Below are 20,351 nucleotides of genomic sequence, written 5' to 3'. Positions count from 1 at the left end.
GGGGTTCGCCGCCAATACAGATGTAGTGGCGGAGACGGAGGGATTCGAACCCTCGATCCAGGTTTTGGCCCGGATGCTCCCTTAGCAGGGGAGTGCCTTCGACCTCTCGGCCACGTCTCCCAAACTTGCGTTGTGCGAGGGAGTCCACACAACGAAGCGCGTATTCTAGCGAGTGACTTTCAATTGGTCAACGACGAATCGATGACATTGCCCAACATTCTTTCGCTCGCCAGAAGAATTCCAGCGAAATCGATCACGCCTGATCGAGTTCGAACACCTTGTGCAGCGCGCGCACGGCGAGCTCCATGTACTTCTCGTCGATCAGCACCGAGATCTTGATTTCCGACGTGGAGATCATCTGGATGTTGATGCCCTCTTCCGACAGCGTGCGGAACATCTTGCTGGCGATGCCCACGTGCGAGCGCATGCCCACGCCCACCACGGAGACCTTCGACACCTTCGGGTCGCCCGACACGCTGCCAGCGCCGATGTGCGCCTTCACGCCGTCGTTGAGGATCGTCAGCGCACGCTGGTAGTCGCCGCGCGGCACGGTGAACGTGAAGTCGGTCTTGCCGTCCACGGACTGGTTCTGGATGATCATGTCGACGTCGATGTTCGCGTCGGCGATCGGGCCCAGGATCTGGTAGGCGATACCCGGCTTGTCCGGCACGCCCAGGACAGTGATCTTGGCCTCGTCACGGGCAAATGCGATGCCGGAGATGACGGCTGCTTCCATGTCAGACTCTTCCTCAAAAGTAATCAGCGTGCCCGAATGCATTTCCTGCTCGAGCGGCATCAGGGGGTCGGTCAGCGACGACAGCACGCGCGTCTTCACGCGGTACTTGCCGGCGAACTCCACCGAGCGGATCTGCAGCACCTTGGAACCGAGGCTGGCCATTTCCAGCATTTCCTCGAAGGTGATCTGGTCCAGCCGGCGCGCGTCCTCGACCACGCGCGGATCGGTCGTGTACACGCCGTCCACGTCGGTATAGATCAGGCATTCGTCAGCCTTGATCGCGGCGGCGATCGCCACGGCGGACGTATCCGAGCCGCCACGACCCAGCGTCGTGATGTTGCCCTCTTCGTCGATGCCCTGGAAACCGGTGATCACGACCACCTTGCCAGCGTCCACGTCGCCGCGGATGCGCTCGTCGTCGATCGACTGGATACGTGCCTTGGTATAGGCCGAATCCGTCTTCACCGGAACCTGCCAGCCCGTGTAGCTGACGGCGTCGATGCCCTCGCCATGCAGCGCGATCGCGAGCAGGGCCACGCTGGCCTGCTCGCCGGTCGATGCCAGCATGTCCAGTTCACGCGGGTCGGGTTGCGCCGAGATTTCCTTGGCGAGGCCCAGCAGGCGATTGGTCTCGCCCGACATGGCCGAAGGCACCACGACTACGCGGTGACCGGCGCGGTGCCACTTGGCCACGCGCTTGGCGACATTCTTGATGCGTTCCGTGGAACCCATCGAAGTGCCGCCGTATTTGTGAACGATGAGAGCCATTCTCTTGTCGACGCCAGCGATTGTGCAAAGCCCTTGAAAATACACGAACCGCGACGGTCCGGCAAGGCTACGCAGGCCTCCCCGGGCTCAGGGCGTGGCGTTGGGGCGATTTTGCAGCGGTTCGGGCACCCACTCCACCCGCCAGCGCGGCGCGTGCGAGGCGGGTGGAGTGTTCGGGGCCTCGGGCCACCGGCGATGCTGTCCGAGCCCCGCCGCGAGGACCAACGTGTCTCCCGCCCATAGCAATGGCAGGCATTCCCGGCGCCATGCGGGCACACCGGCCTCCTGATAAGCCTGCTTGAGCGCGCGCGCGGGACCGCCGGGACGCAACACGATACGTTCGCCGCCGGCGCGCGCCACAACGCGCATCGGCGCGCGCAGCACGGCCTCCGGAACGCCGAAGGTGTCGTCCCGCGTGAACCGCAACGCGCCGCGCCACATCGGCACGGCCACTTCGGCCTCTTCCCGCCATACGAACGCCAACGCATCGGGCACTTCGGCAAGCGGCGGCCGGCATGCGAGCACGCGATCGCGGAAGCGATGCAGCACGAGCCCATCGTGTGCGATCGACGGTTCCCCGCCGTCGCTGTCGATCAGCTGCCGCCGCATATCGGCAAGCCGCGCCGTCGAAGGCGGCTGCGCGCCGAGATCGCGCAACCACGCGCGCAATACCGCGTCGGCCCGCGCGGGCGGCAATGCGCGCAACCCGGGCAGATCGAGTTCGCCATAGGTGTCGCCGTCGCGCCCTGCCCGCACCAGCGGCACAAGGTCGCGCTGAGTCATGTCCTCGAGCATGTCCGCCGCCTGCGCGATATGCGCGGCGGCCTGCACCACGTTCTCATGCAGGCCCGAAAACGCCGTCACGAGGGCGGGCAGGTGCGCGCGCAGGGCGTTGCGCGCGAAGCGTGTGTCGGTGTTGGAGGGATCTTCGATCCAGCGCAGCGCATGGCGCGCGCAATACGCGTCGATCTCCGCGCGGGAGACGTCGAGCCATGGACGCAGCAGGCGCACGTCACCCCCGGCATCGAGCGGACGCGAGGCAGGCATACCCGCAAGACCCGCCACACCGGCGCCACGGAAGAGCCGCAGCAGCACGGTTTCGACCTGATCGTCGCGATGATGCGCGAACATCAGCATCGGGGCACCGGCCGCGCGGCACATGCGGCCGAGGGCGTCGTAGCGCGCGCGGCGCGCGGCCGCTTCGATGCCCTCCCCGCCCTGCGCGACGACGGTCACGCGTTCGGTATGGAGCGATACGCCCCACTCCGCGCATCGCATCGCGCAGAAGGCCTCCCATGCGTCGGCATCGGCTTGCAGGCCGTGATGGACGTGCAGCGCCACCACGCGCGTGCCGAGCCGCGTGGCGGCCTCGCGCGCGGCATGCAGCAGCGCCACGGAATCGCGGCCGCCGGAGAGGGCCACGGCGATGACGGGCGCTCCGACGGCAGCGCCGGAAACAACAAAGGCCGCACTGGCTTGCACAGCCTGTGCGACCTTGTCGATGAGACGCAGGTCCGGTGACATGGGCGATGTCACCCGATCGTTACCGACCCGGAGCAACCGTCATTCGGTCGCGCCGGTTTCCTTGAACTTGCCATACGCGAGCAGACGCTCGTGACGGCGCGCCTGCAGTTCCTTGACGCTCATACCCTGGAACTGGCGCAGCGATTCGGCCAGCGAGCGCTTCAGCATCGTCGCCATGCTCTTCGGGTCGCGATGCGCGCCACCGAGCGGCTCGTTGATGATCTTGTCGATCAGGCCGAGGGCCTTCAGACGATGCGCGGTCAGGCCCAGCGCCTCGGCGGCTTCCGGCGCCTTGGCGGCGGTCTTCCACAGGATCGATGCGCAGCCTTCCGGCGAGATCACCGCATACGTCGCAAACTGGAGCATCTGCACCACGTCGCCAACCGCAATCGCGAGCGCGCCGCCCGAACCGCCTTCGCCGATGATCGTCGCGATCAGGGGCACCTTCAGGCCGGCCATCACATACAGGTTGTGGCCGATGGCTTCCGACTGGCCACGCTCTTCCGCATCGATACCCGGGAATGCGCCCGGCGTGTCGACAAACGTGAAGATCGGCAGACCGAACTTGTCGGCCAACTCCATCAGGCGCTTGGCCTTGCGATAGCCCTCCGGCTTCGACATGCCGAAGTTGCGCAGCGCGCGCTCCTTCGTGTCGCGGCCCTTCTGATGACCGATGACCATGCAGGCCTGGCCATTGAAGCGCGCGAGGCCGCCCACGATCGACAGATCGTCGGCAAACGCACGGTCGCCGTGCAATTCATGAAAGTCGGTAAAGATCTCCCGCACATAGTCCAGCGTGTACGGACGCTGGGGGTGTCGGGCGATTTGCGCAACCTGCCACGGGGACAGATTGGCGTAGATATCTTTGGTGAGCTGCTGGCTCTTGCCAGCCAGCCGCGAGATCTCTTCGGAAATATCGACTGCCGAATCGTCCTGCACGAAACGCAGTTCTTCGATTTTTGCCTCGAGCTCGGCGATCGGCTGTTCGAAATCCAGGAAGGTGGTTTTCATAGAAACGCGGACCTGTCTGTGAAGGGGCGCATTCTACCGGAAAAAGGTCCCGGTCCAATCGCCCCGCAAGTTGAACTCTCTACACTTACCAGCAAAAATTGCCTGCCGGTATTGCCAGACAAAGCTGTTACGTCACTAATTCGTCACTAACTCGGCACGAAGGAACGTCAGTAGGTCACGGGAACCGGGTCCAGACTACGCCACATATACCACGTCGCCACGGTCCGCCACGGTTCCCAATTGGCGGCCACTTCACGCGCCTCGCTCCGGGTGACCGGCTCGCCGCTGAAGTAATTGGCGGAGATTGCATTGATCAGGCCAACGTCGTCGAGCGGCAGCACGTTCGGGCGCATCAGGTTGAACATCAGGAACATTTCCGCGGTCCAGCGCCCGATGCCGCGAATCTGGGTGAGCTCGGCGATCACCGCCTCGTCCTCCATTGCGGCCCACTCATTGACATGGACGCGTCCGGCCTTGAAATGTTCTGATAAATCGATGATGTATTCCGCCTTGCGCCGCGACAAGCCGCAACTGGCAAGCTGCTCGTTGCCCGCCTTCAGGAACTGCGAAGGCGTGAGCCGCGGGCACATCGCCGCCAGGCGATCCCATACGGCCTGCGCCGCCTTGACCGAAATCTGCTGACCGACGACCGAGCGCGCGAGCGTCACGAACGGGTCACCGCGCGAGATCAGGTGCGCCGGGCCGTACGTCGGGATCATCTTGCGGAGGATGCGGTCCCGCTTCATGAGGTCCGCGCAGGCTTCATCCCAATACGCGGGACGTACGGCGTCGACGACGGTCTCCACCGGTAAGGGCATGCCCTCGGCTTCGGGGAGCGCCGGCTTCGACGGGCGGGCGCCCTTCGTGGCGGCCCGGGGCGCAACTTTCGCTGCAACCTTGGGCGCAGCGACCTTAGTAGCCACCTTAGTCACCTTAGGGGCAACCTTCGATGCCACCTTGGGCGCAACCTTCGCAGGCGCCTGCTCCGCCGTCTTGACCGACGATCTGGTCGGTTGGGCGGCCTGCCTGCCGGCGGACTTCGCGGGTGCCGTGGGCTTGCGCGCGGCAGCGTTCAAGCACGCCTCCACTCGGTCGCGCCACCGGGCTTGTCCTCGAGCACGACGCCCGCTTCGAGCAGCTCGGCACGAATGCGGTCCGCCTCCGCAAAGTTGCGCTCGGCCTTGGCCGACTTGCGCGCCGCGATGCGGGATTCGATCTCGTCCGGCGTCAAACCCGAGGCCACATGGCCGCCCTGCAGGAACGTGTGCGGATCGCGCTCCAGCAGACCCAGCGTGCCCGCGAGCGCCTTGAGCTGGCGCGCGGCCAGCGTGGAGCCCGTGCGGTTGACCTCGCTCGCGAGGTCGAACAGCACCGACATCGCGATCGGCGTGTTGAAGTCGTCGTTCATCGCCTCGGCGAATCGCTTCGCATGCGGCTCGTCCCAATCGACCGCGCAACCGCCGGGCTGCGTCTCCTTCAGCGCCGTGTACAGACGCGTCAGGGCGCCCCGCGCATCGTCGAGGTGGGCATCGCTATAGTTCAGCGGGCTCCGATAGTGCGCGCGCAGGATGAAGAAGCGCACGACCTCCGCGTCGTACTGCTTGAGCACTTCGCGAATCGTGAAGAAGTTGCCGAGCGACTTCGACATCTTCTCGTCGTTCACGCGCACAAAGCCGTTGTGCATCCACAGGTTGACGAACGGCTTGCCGCTCGCCCCCTCGGACTGCGCAATCTCGTTCTCGTGGTGCGGGAACTGCAGGTCCGCGCCGCCGCCATGAATGTCGAAATGCTCGCCCAGCAGCGTGCAGCTCATCGCCGAGCATTCGATATGCCAGCCCGGACGGCCGCTGCCCCACTTCGAGTTCCACTTGGTCTCGGGCGGCTCGGTTTCCTTCGCGGACTTCCACAGCACGAAGTCGAGCGGGTCCTGCTTGGCATCGTTGGCGGACACGCGTTCGCCCGCGCGCAGGTCCTCGAGCGACTTGCCCGAGAGCTTGCCGTAGCCCGGAAACTTGCGCACCGAGTAGTTGACGTCGCCGTCCTTCGCCTGATACGCCAGGCCGTTGGCCTCGAGCTTCTCGATCAGGTTGAGCATCTGCGGCACGTAATCCGTCGCGCGCGGTTCGTAGTCGGGACGGATGATGCCCAGCGCCGCGGCATCCTCGTGCATGTACTGGATGAAACGCGTCGTCAACTGGCCGATCGTCTCGCCATTCTCCGCCGCGCGGCGGATGATCTTGTCATCGATGTCCGTGATGTTCTGCACATACGTGACGTCGTAGCCCGCGGCGCGCAGCCAGCGATGCACCATGTCGAACACCACCATCACGCGCGCATGGCCGACGTGACAGTAATCGTAAACGGTCATGCCGCAGACATACATGCGGACCTTGCCCGGTTCGATTGGCACGAAAGGCTGCTTCTCACGCGCGAGCGTGTTGTAGATGTTCAGTTGCTGCATGAAGGAAGTTCAGTGGTGAAACCGCGGGACCTGCGTCGAGGCGCCTATCTTACCGGAACGGCCTTGTGCGGGGGGACGGCCGCCCTTTGCTAGAATGCCGCGGAGTATAACGGACCGCACTTACATGAGCTTGCCTCTGCTTCCCTCGACCGCCGGTCGACGCCCAGCCGCCGGCGGCCGATATTCCGCCGCGCCGCTGACGATCGTGGCCGCGACACTGGCCGTGCTGGCGGCCTTCGCCGCGCCGCCCGCCGCCGCGCAGAATGGCCCGCTCTCGCTGACGCCGCCGCCGGCCCCGGTCACCGGACCGGTGTCCAAGGATCCCGGCATGGTGCCCGCCGAGAAGGCCCTGCGCGAGAAGCGCTACAGCGATGCCATCGCCGCCTTCGACCGCGTGCTCGCGACCAATCCCCGCAATGCCCAGGCCCGCTTCGAGCGCGCCTGGGCGCTGGCGCAGTCCGGCCGCGAGGACGAAGCGATGCGCGCGTTCAACGAGATGGCGCAGGACTTCCCCGAACTGCCCGAGCCGCACAACAACCTCGCGCTGATGTACGCCAAGCGCGGCGACCTCAAGCGCGCCGAGTCCGAGCTGCTGCTCGCGATCGAGTCGCGCCCGGATTTCGCGATCGCCTATACGAACCTCGGCGACGTGTACCGCCGCATGGCCGCGGAAGCCTACAACAACGCGCTGCGGCGCAACCCCGGCGACGCGCGCGCCGCCGAGGGCCTGCGTCATGTGCGCGAGAGCGCCGCGCCCGTGGATGCGGATGCCGCGCCGGCCGGCTCCCCGGCTTCCTCTCCGGCCGCCACGGCCGTGCCGAAGTCCACGTCCAAGTCGACATCGCCCCGCAAATCTGCCACTGGCAAATCGGATAATCGTTAAAACGGAGTTACGTTCATGACCGTTTCCCGCCGCATCGTCCTGGCCGGCCTCGCGGCCGCCGCCGTCGCCTTCTCCCCGCTCGCCGCGCTTGCGCAAGGCGCGTCCGCTGCTGCGACGCAAAAGACCGAACGCGTGCAGTTCGTCACCAACAAAGGCAATTTCACGGTCGAGGTATATCCCGACGCCGCCCCGAAAACCGTGGCGAACTTCCTCGAGTACGTGCGCAGCGGCTTCTACGCCGGCACCACGTTCCATCGCGTGATCAATGGCTTCATGGTGCAGGGCGGCGGCTTCGACCGCGACATGAAGGAAAAGCCCACGCGCGCCCCGATTCCGCTCGAGTCGCAGAATGGCCTGAAGAACACCGTGGGAACCGTTGCCATGGCCCGGACCTCGAATCCGAATTCGGCCACGGCGCAGTTCTTCGTCAATGTGGTGGATAATCCGAACCTCGACTACCCGCAGCCCGATGGCAATGGGTACGCCGTCTTTGGCAAGGTGGTGGAAGGCATGGATACGATCGACAAGATCAAGACCGTCCCGACCACGGCCTACGGTTCGATGCGCAACGTGCCGGCCGCGCCGGTCGTGATCGAATCCGCCACCATCGTCACCAAGTAAACAGAGGAATACCATGAGCAAAGTCCAGCTGCAGACCAACCAGGGCAACATCGTCATCGAACTCGACGACGCCAAGGCGCCCAAGACCGTGGAAAACTTCCTCGCCTACGTGCGCAAGGGTCACTACGACAACACGATCTTCCATCGCATCATCAAGAACTTCATGATCCAGGGCGGCGGTTTCGAACCCGGCATGAAACAGAAGGACACCGACGCGCCGATCGAGAACGAAGCCGCCAACGGCCTGAAGAACGAGCGCTACTCGGTGGCGATGGCACGCACCAATGCGCCCCACTCGGCCACGGCCCAGTTCTTCATCAACGTGGTGGATAACGACTTCCTGAACTTCACCGCACCGACGCCGCAAGGCTTCGGCTATGCCGTGTTCGGCAAGGTGACCGAAGGCACCGAGATCGTCGACACGATCAAGGGCGTGCGCACGGGCAGCTCGGGCTTCCATCAGGATGTGCCGCTCGAGGACGTCGTGATCCAGAAGGCCGTGGTACTCGAGTAATCGCGAATCATCGCGATCCATCTTGCAAGTATCGACTTCTGAGATGCTTGATTTCACGCCGGTGACGGCACCGATCGAGGTGCCGGCGCCGGCGTGGTTCGTTTCGGACCTCCATCTCACCGAGGGCATGCCGCGCACGCGCGCCGCATTCGAGCGCCTGCTCGACCGGGCGGCGGCCAATGCTCGCGCGCTGTTCATCCTCGGCGATTTCTTCGAGTTCTGGGTCGGCGACGACGCGCTGAACACGCCGTTCGCGCGCGATGTCGCGCAGCTGCTGCGTCGCCTGACTTCCTGTGGGGTGCCCGTGTACCTGATGCACGGCAACCGCGACTTTCTGCTCGGCAAGCGCTTTGCCGCGGCGGCAGGCGCCACACTGCTACCTGACCCTTCGGTGGTGATCTGCGGCGGCCATCGCGTGGCGCTGAGCCATGGCGACATGCTGTGCCTCGACGACGAGCGCTATAACCGCTTCCGCCTGTGGACGCGCAAGCGCTGGGTGCAGCGCCTGTTCCTGACGATGCCGCTTTCGATGCGGCTAGGCGTGGCGCGGCGGCTGCGGGCGGACAGCGAGGCGAGCCGCACGCGCCAGGTCACGTACGGCGATGCGACGCCGGCCGCGGTCGACGCCCTGCTCACGGCGACGGGGACGCACACCGTCATCCACGGGCATACGCATCGTCCCGCGCACCATGTGCATGGGGAGAACGACCGGTGGGTGCTGACCGACTGGGACCTCGATACGCGTCATCCGCGCGCCGCCGTGCTGCAATTGGACGCGAGCGGTTTCACCGAACTCAGCCAAGCCGATTAGCGCGGGTCCGGTTACTTCATCAGGCTGCGCAATTCGCTCGCGTCGAACCGATCGTTCGGCGTGTTCTCGAGGTGCTCGCCAAGCCGATCGAGGGCGGCCAATACCGCCTTGATGCGATCGTCCTGCTGCGCGGCATTGTCGATCAGCGACTTCAGCGCCAGCGACACCGGATCGTCGGCATTGGGCGTGATGCCGTACGCGGAGAACTCCTGCTTGGCGCCCTGCTGCTGCGTCGGCGCATCGGGCAGGATGATTCGTGCTGGAATGCCCACCGCGGTCGCGCCCGGCGGCACGGGCTTGAGCACCACCGCGTTCGATCCCACGCGCGCGCCCGCGCCCACCTCGAAACCGCCGAGCACCTTGGCCCCCGCGCTGACGACGACGTTCGCGCCCAGTGTGGGATGCCGCTTCTGTCCCTTGTAGAGCGACGTACCGCCGAGCGTCACGCCCTGGTAGATCGTGCAGTCGTCACCGATCTCGGCGGTCTCGCCGATGACCACGCCCATGCCATGGTCGATAAACACGCGGCGGCCCATGCGGACGGCCGGATGGATTTCGATGCCGGTGAGAAACCGCGACCAGTGCGAGATCCAGCGGCCCAGCCAATGGAAGCCCCCGCGCCAGCAGGCATGGGCCACGCGGTGGAACAGGACGGCGTGAAGGCCAGGGTAGCAGGTCAGGACCTCGAGGCGGCTGCGCGCGGCAGGGTCGCGCAGCATGATCGAATCGATATCTTCCTTCAGGCGAGTGAACATCTTTGTCTTGTCGTGATGCCAGGCCGTGCGCCGCGCGGCATGCGACGCCAGTCGGAACGCAGGTCCGAGGCGCCGCAGCGGGCAGTCGCCGGCATGGTCGTGGGCCGGGGGATGGCGGCCGGGTCAGCGCGGGATCAGGGAGTGTAAGAGATTTGCCTGTCCGACGCCGAGCCCTGACGCCGTCAGGGACATTCGCGCATGCGCGCTCAACATCGCTCCGGCACGTGCACGATGCCTGTCATCAGGCGCCGCGCGCTGTGATGCACGACCTCGGGCGGGTCCTGGTAGGCAAGCACGATCTCCGCGCAGGGAAACGGCACGCCGTCCTCGCTGAACTCGCCCGACTCCACCGGATGGCCATTGCGGCAGGGGACATGGGAATGGATCGTCTGGCCGGCGTTGGCATGCCAGATGCGCACGGTGGCGGCGCCATCGCGCGCGGGCACAAAGCCGCGCCAGATCGCGAAGGGACCGGCGGCGGCGAGCAGGTCGCCGCATTTCGCGGTCCAGTCGATATGCGCGGCATCGACGGACACCGCGCCAAAGAGGAATTCGATATCGCAGCCTTCGCGGCGGGCGGCACGGACCAGCGCCACCTTGCTCGTGCTCGCGGTGGCGCCGCCCATGCCATCGGCATGGCGCGCATAGGGGTCGGGCGAACCGATCACGCGCAGCAGCAACGCATCGCGAGTCTCGGCATCCTTCGGCAGATCGTCCGCCAGAAAGAACATGCCCTTGCTCGTGCCGCCACGCATGTAGTACGCCGGAATCTCCGCCACGCTTGCTGCTCCTTTACCGGTCCGTATCGTTTTGTTTATCGTCCGCGCTGTCGTCTGCTTTGTTCCCGACTCGCAGCATATGCCGCGCGATGCCGCGGAGGATGTTGACCTCCTCGCGTTCCAGGCGGCTGCGGGCGAGTAACCGCCTCAGCCTCGGCATCAGCTTGCGCGGATTGTCCGGGTCCAGAAACCCGATCGCGACGAGGCCCGTCTGCAGATGATCGAACATCGATTCAATCTGCTCCGCGGTCGCGGGCTCACCAGCATAGCCGATATTGAGCGCACCGTGCGCCACCGCGGCCGGCGCGCGCTCGGCCTCCAGCAACGCGAGCCGCATCTCGTAGGCGATGAGCTGCACGGCCTGCGCGAGATTCAGCGACGCATAGGCCGGATTGGCCGGGATATGCGTGACGGCCGAGCAACGCACCACCACGTCGTTCGGCAGACCGTAGCGCTCGTTACCGAAGACGAAGGCCACACCGGGCGCGGCGGGCCCGGCCAGCAGCGTGCGCGCCTGCGTGGCCGCATCGCGGGGCAGCAGCCGCGGCGGGCCGAACTCGCGCTGGCGCGCGGTCATCGCCACGGTCAGGGCGGCGCCGGCCAGTGCGGGCTCGATACTGTCCACGATATGGGCGCGTGCGAGCACGTCGTCCGCACCGCTCGCCATGGCGATGGCATCCGGGTGGGTCAACACCGCCGGCTCGCGCGGCGACACGAGCACCAGGCTGCCCGGCGCGTCGCCAAAGCCCATCGTCTTGATGGCGCGCGCGACGGAGCCGACGTTGCCGGGGTGGCTCGTTTCGACGAGCACGAAGCGCACGCGGCCGAAAATGCCCGATGCGGCACTCTCGGGCGGGGAATCCTCGGGGGCGCGCTGGGGGTCCGGTTGTGGGTCGCGGTGCGGGTGGTCTTGTTGGTGTTCTGAATTCATGTCGGCACTGGCCGGGGCGCATCTGCCCCGTGTGTCATCGGCTGGCGTCCTGTACAATGCAGCCTTCTTTGCCGACGCGGCCACATGGCCACGTCTCCGTTCTTCGACAATTCGTTGTGTTGCCGCTGCGCCGCTATCGTGCCGCCGCCGTATCCGTCATGGTTTCACCCATGGGAAGCGCGCGCCGAACCGCGCCAGCCTGGAGAGATTCATGCATCCGATGCTCAATATCGCCGTCAAGGCGGCCCGCAAAGCGGGATCCATCATCAACCGCGCTTCGATCGACGTCGATCTGGTCCGCGTTTCCCGCAAGCAGCACAACGATTTCGTGACCGAGGTAGACCGCGCCGCGGAAGCCGCGATCATCGAGGTCATCCGCACCGCCTACCCGGAGCACGCCATTCTAGCGGAAGAGTCGGGCCAGTCCTGGACCGAAGGCGAGCTGACCGACCACGAATACACCTGGGTCATCGACCCGCTCGACGGCACCACCAACTTCATCCACGGTTTCCCGCAATACGCGGTGTCCATCGGCCAGTTGCACAAGGGCCAGCCCGTGCAGGCCGTGGTCTACGACCCGACGCGCGACGAGCTCTTCACCGCGACCAAGGGCGCGGGCGCCTTCCTGAACAACCGCCGCATCCGCGTCACGCGCCGCGACAAGCTGGCCGACTGCCTGATCGGTACGGGCTTCCCGTTCCGCGACCTCGAAGGCATGGAGGAATACCTCGAGATGTTCGCGCTGATGACGCGCAGCTGCGCGGGCCTGCGCCGCCCCGGCGCCGCCGCGCTGGACCTCGCCTATGTGGCCTGCGGCCGCCTGGACGGCTTCTTCGAGCGCGGGCTCAAGCCGTGGGACATGGCGGCCGGCATGCTGCTGATCACCGAAGCGGGTGGCCTCGTCGGCAACTACGCCGGTGAATCGCGCCAGATCGAGCAAGGCGAGATCCTCGCCGGCAACCCGAAGGCCTTCGCCCAGATGGTGCGCCTGCTGACGCCGTTCTCGCTGGACAACGCCAAGCCCTCCACGCCCGCAGCCTGACGCCCGGAGCCAACGCACATGGAAAACAACGCCACCTCCTACATGGCGATCATCCAGGCGCACCGCGAGATGCTCTCGCTCGCGTTTGCCCTGATCGCCCGCGACAGCAACCGCGACCTCGACGGCCTGCTTACGGCCCTTTCCGAGGCCGGCCGCAACGCCCTCACCTCCCCTAACATTCCCGCCGAAATCCCCGAGATTTTCAGCGCGGAAGTCCTGGCGGTCCTCGCCAGCGCCAAGAAGCTGACGGCGCCACGCGCCGAATAAGCACGGCATCGCGAATTTCTCTCGTAAAAGTCGGGCTCAGGATCGAGGCATTCGACGCGGCACGCAGTAAAATGCGCGTTTGCGTCGGCGGCGAGTCTTATCATGGGACGCGCCGTCGCCCGACCGAGAGGAATGCATGTCTGCTGAAGCCCTATCCCACCTCAACGACGCCCCCCGCAACGACGCCCATGAGAACAACAGCGACCGCGCGCCGATACCGGCCGAGGTTGGCTTGAACGACGTCGCCGCGAACGACGGCAAGCGGGCAGCGGCCAAGGACGGTGCGAAGGACAAGGGCCATACGCCCATGATGCAGCAGTACCTGCGTCTGAAGGCCGACCATCCGGACACCCTTCTCTTCTACCGGATGGGTGATTTCTACGAGTTGTTCCACGACGACGCGGAAAAGGCGGCGAGGCTGCTCGATATCACGCTGACGTCGCGCGGGCAGTCCGGTGGCGTGCCGATCCGCATGGCCGGCATTCCGTTTCATTCCGTCGATCAATACCTCGCCAAGCTCGTGAAGCTCGGCGAATCCGTGGCGATTTGCGAGCAGATTGGCGATCCGGCCACGAGCAAAGGCCCGGTCGAACGCAAGGTCGTGCGCATCGTCACGCCCGGTACGCTGACCGATGCGGCGCTGTTGCCGGACAAGGTCGACACCTTCCTGATGGCCGTGCACCAGCAGACCACGCGCCGCGGCGTCAGCAAGACCGGTCTTGCGTGGCTCAACCTCGCCAGCGGCGAACTGCGCCTGATGGAATGCGAAGCCGCGCAACTCGCGCGCGAGCTCGAGCGCATCCGCCCCGCTGAACTGCTCCATGCCGATGGCATCGACCTGCCGCAGCTCGCATGCGCCCGCACGCGCCTGCCGGAATGGCATTTCGACCAGGACGCGGGCACGCGCCGTCTGCGCGAGCAGATCGGCGTGGCCAGCCTCGAGCCGTTCGGTTGCGCGGGCCTGGGCGCCGCGCTCGGCGCCGCCGGCGCACTGCTGAACTACGCGGCCACCACGCAGGGCCAGTCGCTGCGTCACGTGCAGGGCGTCCTCGTCGAGCGTGAATCGGAGTTCGTGGGCATCGATACCGCCACGCGCCGCAATCTCGAACTGACCGAGACGCTGCGCGGCGGCGAATCGCCCACGCTGTTCTCGCTGCTCGATACCTGCGCCACGACGATGGGCAGCCGCGCGCTGCGCCACTGGCTGCACCATCCGCTGCGCGACACCGCGATTCCGCAGGCGCGCCAGCAGGCCATCGGCGCGCTGATCGCGCAGGGTCCCGACCGCGTGCGCGGCGTCCTGCGCCGGCTCGCGGACGTGGAGCGCATTACCTCGCGGCTCGCGCTGCTGTCCGCGCGCCCACGCGACCTCTCGTCGCTGCGCGACACGCTGCGCGCGCTGCCGGAAGTGCAGGCGAGCGTCACACTCGACGAGGGCGCCCCGCTGCTCGTGCAGACCGTGAACGACCTCGCCGTGCCGCAGGACTGCCTCGATCTGCTCGTACGCGCCGTGGCCGAGGAGCCCTCAACGGTCGTGCGCGATGGCGGCGTGATCGCGCGCGGTTACGACGCGGACCTCGACGAACTGCGCGATATCTCGGAAAACTGCGGACAGTTCCTGATCGACCTGGAAACGCGGGAGCGCGCGCGCACGGGCATCGCCAACCTGCGTGTCGAATACAACCGCGTGCATGGCTTCTACATCGAGGTCACCAACGGGCAGGCCGACAAGGTGCCTGACGACTATCGCCGCCGCCAGACGCTCAAGAACGCCGAGCGCTACATCACGCCCGAACTGAAGTCGTTCGAAGACAAGGCACTGTCCGCGCAGGACCGTGCACTCGCGCGCGAGAAGCAGTTGTTCGACGCCCTGCTGCAACAGCTGCTGCCCCACATCGGCGGTTTGCAGCGCGTGGCCGGCGCGCTCGCGCGCCTCGATGTCATCGCCGCGCTGGCCGAGCGCGCGCAGACGCTCGACTGGACACAGCCCGAGCGCGTGAACGAGAACGTCATCGACATCGTGCAGGGCCGCCACCCCGTCGTGGAAAGCCAGCTGGCCGCCGAATCGGTCGCGTTCATCGCCAACGACGCGCAGCTCAACGAAGCGCGCAAACTGCTGCTGATCACCGGCCCCAACATGGGCGGTAAGTCGACCTTCATGCGGCAGACCGCGCTGATCGTGCTGCTCGCGTGCGTCGGCGCATGGGTGCCCGCGCGCCGCGCGGTCATCGGGCCGATCGACCGCATCTTCACGCGGATCGGCGCGGCGGACGACCTCGCGGGCGGGCGCTCGACATTCATGGTGGAGATGACGGAAGCCGCCGGCATCCTGCATCACGCCACGCCGTCGAGCCTCGTGCTCATGGATGAAATCGGCCGTGGCACTTCGACGTTCGATGGCCTCGCCCTGGCCTGGGCGATCGCGCGCCATCTGCTCTCGCACAACCGCAGCCACACGCTGTTCGCCACGCACTACTTCGAACTGACGCAGCTGCCACAGGAGTTTCCGCAGGCCGCCAACGTCCACCTGTCGGCGGTCGAGCATGGCGATGGCATCGTGTTCCTGCACGCGGTGCAGGATGGTCCCGCGAGCCAGAGCTACGGTCTGCAGGTCGCGCAGCTGGCCGGCGTGCCGCAGCCGGTGATCCGCGCCGCGCGCAAGCATCTGGCATGGCTCGAGCAGCAGTCCGCCGATGCCACGCCCACGCCGCAGCTCGACCTGTTCGCGGCCCCGGTCACGCCACCCGACGATGACGATGCGGACGACGACCGCGATGCCGGCGATCGCTCGCCCTCCGGCACCGGGTCGCTCTCCTCCCCACTTTCCTCCGCGCGGGCCGCCGCGCTCGATGCGCTCGACGACATCGACCCGGACCGCCTGACGCCGCGCGACGCGCTCGACGCGTTGTATCGCCTCAAGTCACTTGTGGAAGGCAACGCCTGATCATGGCCTCGGCACGGCGCCACGTTTCTTTGTTGCGCGCGTCTCTGCGAGCGTCATTGCTGACGCTTGCCCTTTTCGCACCGTTCACACCGTTCATCACCCACGCCGCCACGACGTCGCGGGTCGCCCCGCCCCCTGCCCCCGCCGTCAAGCCGCTCCGCATCGCATTGCTCGCCGACGTGCCGCAATGGCCTGCGGCGGAAGCGGAAACGGCGACGCTGCTGAACCAGCTTGGCAATCGTCAGGTCGACCTCGTCATCCACGCCGGAGGCATCAAGGGCGATACCGAATCGTGCGGCGACGCGCTGCTGCAATCGCGAGAACGCGTGCTCGACGACTCCCCCGTGCCGCTGCTCTACGTGCCCGGCGAAACCGACTGGGCCGAGTGCCAGCACCCGGTCAACGGCCAGTTCGATGCGGTGGAACGACTCAATCGCCTGCGCGAGCTGTTCTTCCCCGCGGATGCCACCCTGGGCCGCCGTACCCTGCCCGTCGTGCGGCAATCGGACCAGGCGCTGTTTCGCAGCTATCGCGAGAACGCGCGTCTCGTCACGGGCAATGTGTTGGTCGTCGCCCTCAACGTGCCGGGGGACAACAACCACTACCGCATGGAAGGCGGCCGCAACAGCGAGTTCGAGGATCGCCGCGAAGCGAACCGACAGTGGCTGTCGCGCGCGTTTTCCATCGCGGAACAACGCGATCTCGCGGGTGTGATCGTCATCGTCCATGGCGATCCGCAGTTCAACAATGGCTGGGAAAAGCGCGGCCGTCCGTCGATCCTCGACGGCTTTCTGCGGCACGGATCGCGCGATGGCTATCTCGAATTCAAGAAACAGCTACGCGAGCTGAGCACGCGCTTCGATGGGCAGGTGTTGCTCGTGCACGCGAGCGTTGGCGGGTTCAGCGTCGACAAGCCGCTGCGCGACAACGCGGGCAAGGTGGTCGGCAACTTCACGCGCGTATCGCTCCCCGTGGGCACGCCCGCGCAGTGGACGGAACTGATGGTCGCGCCCGGCACGAAGTCCGTGTTCCAGGTGCGGTTGCAGGACGGGCCGAAAGACTGAAGCGGTCATGCCATGAACCCATGAAAAAAGCCGGCGCTGGGCCGGCTTTTTTGCGAATGCGCACGGAAGTCGGTGCGCACCGGGATCAGTGCAGCGTGCGATGACCGCTGTCGCCGTCGTCCTCGTCTTCATCGACGACTTCCACGCCCGACGCGCCGTGCGCGTGGCCGTGTTCGACTTCGTCGGCCGTGGCTTCACGCACTTCCGACACCTTCAGATAGAAACGCAGCGCCATGCCGGCCAGCGGGTGATTGCCGTCGAGCACCACCTTGTCTTCGGCAACGTCCGTCACCGTGTAGACGATCGAGTCGTCCTCGTCGCCGTCCTCGGGCACACCTTCGAACTGCATGCCCACTTCGAGCGGCTCGGGGAAACGATCGCGCGGCTCCACCTTGACGAGCTCGGCATCGTAATCGCCGAACGCATCTTCGGGCTCGAGCTGCAGCTGCGTCTCGAACCCTGCGTCATGGCCGTCGAGCGCTTCCTCGATCTTGGGGAACGTGCCATCATAGCCGCCGTGCAAATAGACCATCGGCTCGTCCGATTCCTCGATCAGATTGCCCTGCGCGTCCGAGAGCTTGTACACCACGGACACCACCGTGTTCTTAGCGATTTTCAATTCTTGACTCCATGAGCGATTCCGCATTATACGCGCAGGCCTTGCCTGCGGGCCCCATTGATCCCGATGCGCCGCTCCCACTTCTCGGCGGCTTGACGCCCGCGGCCTTCATGCGCGACGTCTGGCACCGCAAACCGCTACTGATTCGACAGGCCGTGCCGGGAATCGTGCCGCCGGTGTCGCGCGAAGCGCTTTTTTCGCTTGCCGATCGCGATGACGTCGAGTCTCGCCTGGTGTCGTACTTTCGCAACCGCTGGAAGCTCGACCACGGACCGTTCGCCGAAGAGAACCTGCCTTCGCGCAAGACTCGGCAATGGTCGCTGCTGGTCCAGGGCGTGAATCTGCACAACACGGCCGCCGCGGAACTCATGAGCCAGTTCCGCTTCATTCCCGATGCCCGGCTCGACGACGTCATGATCAGCTACGCCACCGATGGCGGCGGCGTCGGTCCGCATTTCGATTCGTACGACGTATTTCTGCTGCAAGTCTCGGGCCGGAGGCGCTGGCGCATCTCGTCGCAGACGAAGCTCGACCTCGTTCCCGATCTGCCCCTCAAGATCCTTTCCGGCTTCACCGCAGAAGAAGAATTTGTGCTGGAGCCCGGCGACATGCTCTATCTGCCGCCGCAGTACGCGCATGACGGCGTGGCCGAAGGCGAATGCATGACCGCCTCGATCGGCTTCCGCGCGCCGGCCTTCCGCGAACTCGCGGGTCACTTTCTCGCGTGGCTGTCAGAGACCGTGGAGGACAATGAAGACCTCTCAGGCCGCTATGCCGATGCCGGCGAAGCCGCCACCGTGCATCCCGCCCAGTTGCCCGTCAACCTCACGCGCGCGGTCGCGGACCGGCTCGCGGCGATGCGCTGGACCCCCGGCATGGTGTCCGAATTCCTGGGCACGCATCTGTCGGAGCCCAAACCGGGCGTGGAGTTCGCGGAGGTCCCGGACCTCACCGCGCGCAAGTACGCAAAGCTCGCGCAGGCCCATGGCGTGGTCCTTGCTCCTGCTTCGATAGCGCTCTACGACAAGACACATTTCTTCCTCAATGGGGAAGCGTACGAGCCGCCGGCGGCGTTGGCAAAATGGCTACGTCGGCTAGCCGACAACCGTTGTCTGACGCCAGAAGAGGTGACCGCGTGCGCGCCGTTGCCCGACCTGCTCGACACCTTCCATGACTGGACGATGGAGGGCTGGTTGCAACTTATGCCAGCACGGGTGTAATAAGTCGTAACAAAGCGAACCGTATAATTTCGCCTGTACACAAGCCGGGAAAACGCGGATATAATCGCCCGCTGGCTGTACTGTGTACCGCTGCATATCTGCAGATAGGCAGTATGAGGATAGGCAGTTTGAGAACAGCCACAGCTTTTGCTTCGGCAGCTGCGGAAGAAGATTTTGCAGTTGAAGAGCGATAATTACCGGTAATTATTCATCGCCTGTTTTGGTTTTATAAAAGTTAAAGGACGAACAATGAAGAAGTCTCTCCTGATCGCTTCCCTGCTGGCCGCTGTTGCTCTCGCCGCTTGCGGCAAGAAGGAAGAAGCTGCCGCTCCGGCCGCCGACACCGCTGCTCCGGCTGCTGCTGCTCCCGCCGCTGACGCTTCGGCTCCCGCCGCTGCCGCTCCGGCTGCTGACGCTTCGGCTCCGGCCGCAGCCCCGGCTGCTGACGCATCGGCTCCGGCCGCTGACGCTTCGGCTCCCGCAGCCAAGCAGTAATCGGTTCGTTCCGTACAAAAAAGCCGGCTTCAAGCCGGCTTTTTTGTTTTCGCAGTTTCTGGATCGAACTGCCGTTTCATTAACCTTTCAAACGGCTTTCATTCAATCCCGCACCGCCTGCCATCCGAGACCCAGTTCCTGATCGGCAATCAGAATATCTTCGAGCGTGGCCCCCAACACTTCCGCCAACGCGCCAGCGGCGAGCTCGGGAGTATTGTTCTGCTTGCTCAGATGCGCGGCCACCACGTGGCGCAGCCCCCCATGTTTCACTTGCTGCAGGATACTCGCGGCGATTTCATTGGCGAGGTGACCAAAATCGCCACCGATGCGACGCTTGAGCGAGTACGGATAGGCGGAGTTGCGTAACATTTCCCTATCGTGATTGCACTCGAGCACCAGCGAGTCCACGCCGGCAAGCTTCGCGATCACATACGGCGTTTCCATACCGGCATCCGTCAGCACACCCAGCCGCGCGTCGCCATCGGTCAGGACGAACTGCAGCGGCTCGCGCGCATCGTGCGGCACCGTGTAGGGCAGCACATGCAACCCATGGATATCGAACCCGCGATCGGCGCAGCACACGCGCACATCGGCCACATCGGCGCCACGCAGATGCGACGTGGCCATCCACGTGCCGTGGCTCGTGTAGACCGGTAATCGATGCTTGGCGGCGAAGGAATAGGCAGACCCGATGTGGTCGCCATGCTCGTGCGTCACGAGCAGGCCATCGAGCTGATCGGGCGTGACGCCCAGGCGTTCGAGCCGGCGCGCGGTCTCGCGGATTCCGAAACCGCAATCGAGCAGCACGCGCGTGGCGCGCGTGCCGTCGAACGACTCGATCAGCAGCGAATTGCCTTCGCTGCCGCTCCCCAAAAAGGCAAAGCGCATCATCGATGCGCTCGCGAT

Annotated in this window: 19 protein-coding genes, 1 tRNA gene and 1 pseudogene; 10 read left to right on the top strand and 11 right to left on the bottom strand. The window is 65.6% G+C overall.

Annotated features, from left to right (window positions below; genetic code table 11):
• Positions 1–26: 26 nt before the first annotated feature.
• The 6 genes from KHP16_RS04875 to cysS form a co-directional block, all read right to left on the bottom strand.
• A tRNA-Ser gene (locus KHP16_RS04875) sits at positions 27–120 on the bottom strand.
• 133 nt (positions 121–253) lie between these two features.
• Positions 254–1,504: an aspartate kinase gene (locus KHP16_RS04870; protein ID WP_109581537.1), complete on the bottom strand. Its 1,251-nt coding sequence runs from the start codon at positions 1,502–1,504 to the stop codon at positions 254–256.
• Positions 1,505–1,591: 87 nt separating this feature from the next.
• Entirely contained in the window at positions 1,592–3,028 is a 1,437-nt protein-coding gene (gene tilS, locus KHP16_RS04865; RefSeq protein ID WP_211959658.1) for a tRNA lysidine(34) synthetase TilS, read from the bottom strand.
• Positions 3,029–3,067: 39 nt separating this feature from the next.
• Complete coding sequence (locus KHP16_RS04860; RefSeq protein WP_109581538.1) at positions 3,068–4,039, bottom strand: acetyl-CoA carboxylase carboxyltransferase subunit alpha; 972 nt, start codon at positions 4,037–4,039, stop codon at positions 3,068–3,070.
• Between the two features lie 167 nt (positions 4,040–4,206).
• Positions 4,207–5,115 (bottom strand): endonuclease III domain-containing protein, encoded by a 909-nt coding sequence (locus KHP16_RS04855; RefSeq protein WP_244835638.1) that lies wholly within the window; start codon positions 5,113–5,115, stop codon positions 4,207–4,209.
• Complete coding sequence (gene cysS, locus KHP16_RS04850) at positions 5,112–6,500, bottom strand: cysteine--tRNA ligase (protein ID WP_115952031.1); 1,389 nt, start codon at positions 6,498–6,500, stop codon at positions 5,112–5,114. Before cysS ends, KHP16_RS04855 begins: the two co-directional genes overlap by 4 nt.
• Before the next feature lie 124 nt (positions 6,501–6,624).
• On the opposite strand from cysS, the gene KHP16_RS04845 reads away from it, so the two are divergent.
• From KHP16_RS04845 to KHP16_RS04830, 4 genes are read left to right on the top strand one after another with little or no spacing between them, the layout of a single operon-like run.
• Positions 6,625–7,383, top strand: coding sequence for a tetratricopeptide repeat protein (locus KHP16_RS04845; RefSeq protein WP_211959657.1), 759 nt, complete (start codon positions 6,625–6,627; stop codon positions 7,381–7,383).
• A 15-nt stretch (positions 7,384–7,398) separates the two neighbouring features.
• The gene (locus tag KHP16_RS04840; protein ID WP_109581541.1) at positions 7,399–8,004 is read left to right on the top strand and encodes a peptidylprolyl isomerase; all 606 of its coding nucleotides are present in this window, start codon (positions 7,399–7,401) and stop codon (positions 8,002–8,004) included.
• Positions 8,005–8,017: 13 nt separating this feature from the next.
• A complete protein-coding gene (locus tag KHP16_RS04835; RefSeq protein WP_211959656.1) occupies positions 8,018–8,518 on the top strand; it encodes a peptidylprolyl isomerase in 501 nt (166 codons plus the stop codon).
• Positions 8,519–8,561: 43 nt separating this feature from the next.
• Positions 8,562–9,329, top strand: coding sequence for a UDP-2,3-diacylglucosamine diphosphatase (locus tag KHP16_RS04830; RefSeq protein WP_109581543.1), 768 nt, complete (start codon positions 8,562–8,564; stop codon positions 9,327–9,329).
• Between the two features lie 11 nt (positions 9,330–9,340).
• Here KHP16_RS04830 and cysE read toward each other — a convergent pair whose 3' ends face one another.
• The 3 genes and pseudogenes from cysE to KHP16_RS04815 all read right to left on the bottom strand — a co-directional run bounded on the left by cysE (position 9,341) and on the right by KHP16_RS04815 (position 11,794).
• Positions 9,341–10,084, bottom strand: coding sequence for a serine O-acetyltransferase (gene cysE / locus KHP16_RS04825; protein WP_109581544.1), 744 nt, complete (start codon positions 10,082–10,084; stop codon positions 9,341–9,343).
• Between the two features lie 275 nt (positions 10,085–10,359).
• Positions 10,360–10,863, bottom strand: a pseudogene (locus KHP16_RS04820) (PrpF domain-containing protein); the annotation flags it as partial.
• A 13-nt stretch (positions 10,864–10,876) separates the two neighbouring features.
• A complete protein-coding gene (locus tag KHP16_RS04815) occupies positions 10,877–11,794 on the bottom strand; it encodes an RNA methyltransferase (protein WP_211959655.1) in 918 nt (305 codons plus the stop codon).
• Positions 11,795–12,005: 211 nt separating this feature from the next.
• On the opposite strand from KHP16_RS04815, the gene KHP16_RS04810 reads away from it, so the two are divergent.
• The 4 genes from KHP16_RS04810 (at position 12,006) to KHP16_RS04795 (ending at position 17,111) form a co-directional block, all read left to right on the top strand.
• The gene (locus KHP16_RS04810; protein ID WP_109581546.1) at positions 12,006–12,836 is read left to right on the top strand and encodes an inositol monophosphatase family protein; all 831 of its coding nucleotides are present in this window, start codon (positions 12,006–12,008) and stop codon (positions 12,834–12,836) included.
• Positions 12,837–12,854: 18 nt separating this feature from the next.
• Entirely contained in the window at positions 12,855–13,103 is a 249-nt protein-coding gene (locus KHP16_RS04805) for a hypothetical protein (protein WP_109581547.1), read from the top strand.
• Positions 13,104–13,410: 307 nt separating this feature from the next.
• Positions 13,411–16,047, top strand: a complete 2,637-nt coding sequence (gene mutS, locus KHP16_RS04800; protein WP_211959979.1) for a DNA mismatch repair protein MutS — start codon at positions 13,411–13,413, stop codon at positions 16,045–16,047.
• Positions 16,048–16,049: 2 nt separating this feature from the next.
• Entirely contained in the window at positions 16,050–17,111 is a 1,062-nt protein-coding gene (locus KHP16_RS04795) for a hypothetical protein (RefSeq protein ID WP_407935113.1), read from the top strand.
• Between the two features lie 85 nt (positions 17,112–17,196).
• On the opposite strand, the gene KHP16_RS04790 is transcribed toward KHP16_RS04795, so the two are convergent.
• The gene (locus KHP16_RS04790) at positions 17,197–17,730 is read right to left on the bottom strand and encodes an FKBP-type peptidyl-prolyl cis-trans isomerase (RefSeq protein ID WP_109581548.1); all 534 of its coding nucleotides are present in this window, start codon (positions 17,728–17,730) and stop codon (positions 17,197–17,199) included.
• A gap of 11 nt (positions 17,731–17,741) precedes the next feature.
• Between KHP16_RS04790 and KHP16_RS04785 the strand changes: the two genes are divergently transcribed.
• Positions 17,742–18,950: a cupin domain-containing protein gene (locus KHP16_RS04785; protein WP_109581549.1), complete on the top strand. Its 1,209-nt coding sequence runs from the start codon at positions 17,742–17,744 to the stop codon at positions 18,948–18,950.
• A gap of 249 nt (positions 18,951–19,199) precedes the next feature.
• On the top strand, positions 19,200–19,445 hold the full coding sequence (locus KHP16_RS28280; protein ID WP_109581550.1) for a hypothetical protein: 246 nt from the start codon (positions 19,200–19,202) through the stop codon (positions 19,443–19,445).
• A 102-nt stretch (positions 19,446–19,547) separates the two neighbouring features.
• Here KHP16_RS28280 and KHP16_RS04780 read toward each other — a convergent pair whose 3' ends face one another.
• Entirely contained in the window at positions 19,548–20,336 is a 789-nt protein-coding gene (locus tag KHP16_RS04780) for an MBL fold metallo-hydrolase (RefSeq protein ID WP_115952028.1), read from the bottom strand.
• Between the last annotated feature and the right edge of the window lie 15 nt (positions 20,337–20,351).

The organism is Cupriavidus plantarum (assembly GCF_905397285.1).
Lineage (GTDB): Bacteria > Pseudomonadota > Gammaproteobacteria > Burkholderiales > Burkholderiaceae > Cupriavidus > Cupriavidus plantarum.
The sequence above is the reverse complement of the archived record's forward strand: the minus strand, read 5'-3'. Positions and strand labels throughout refer to the sequence as shown.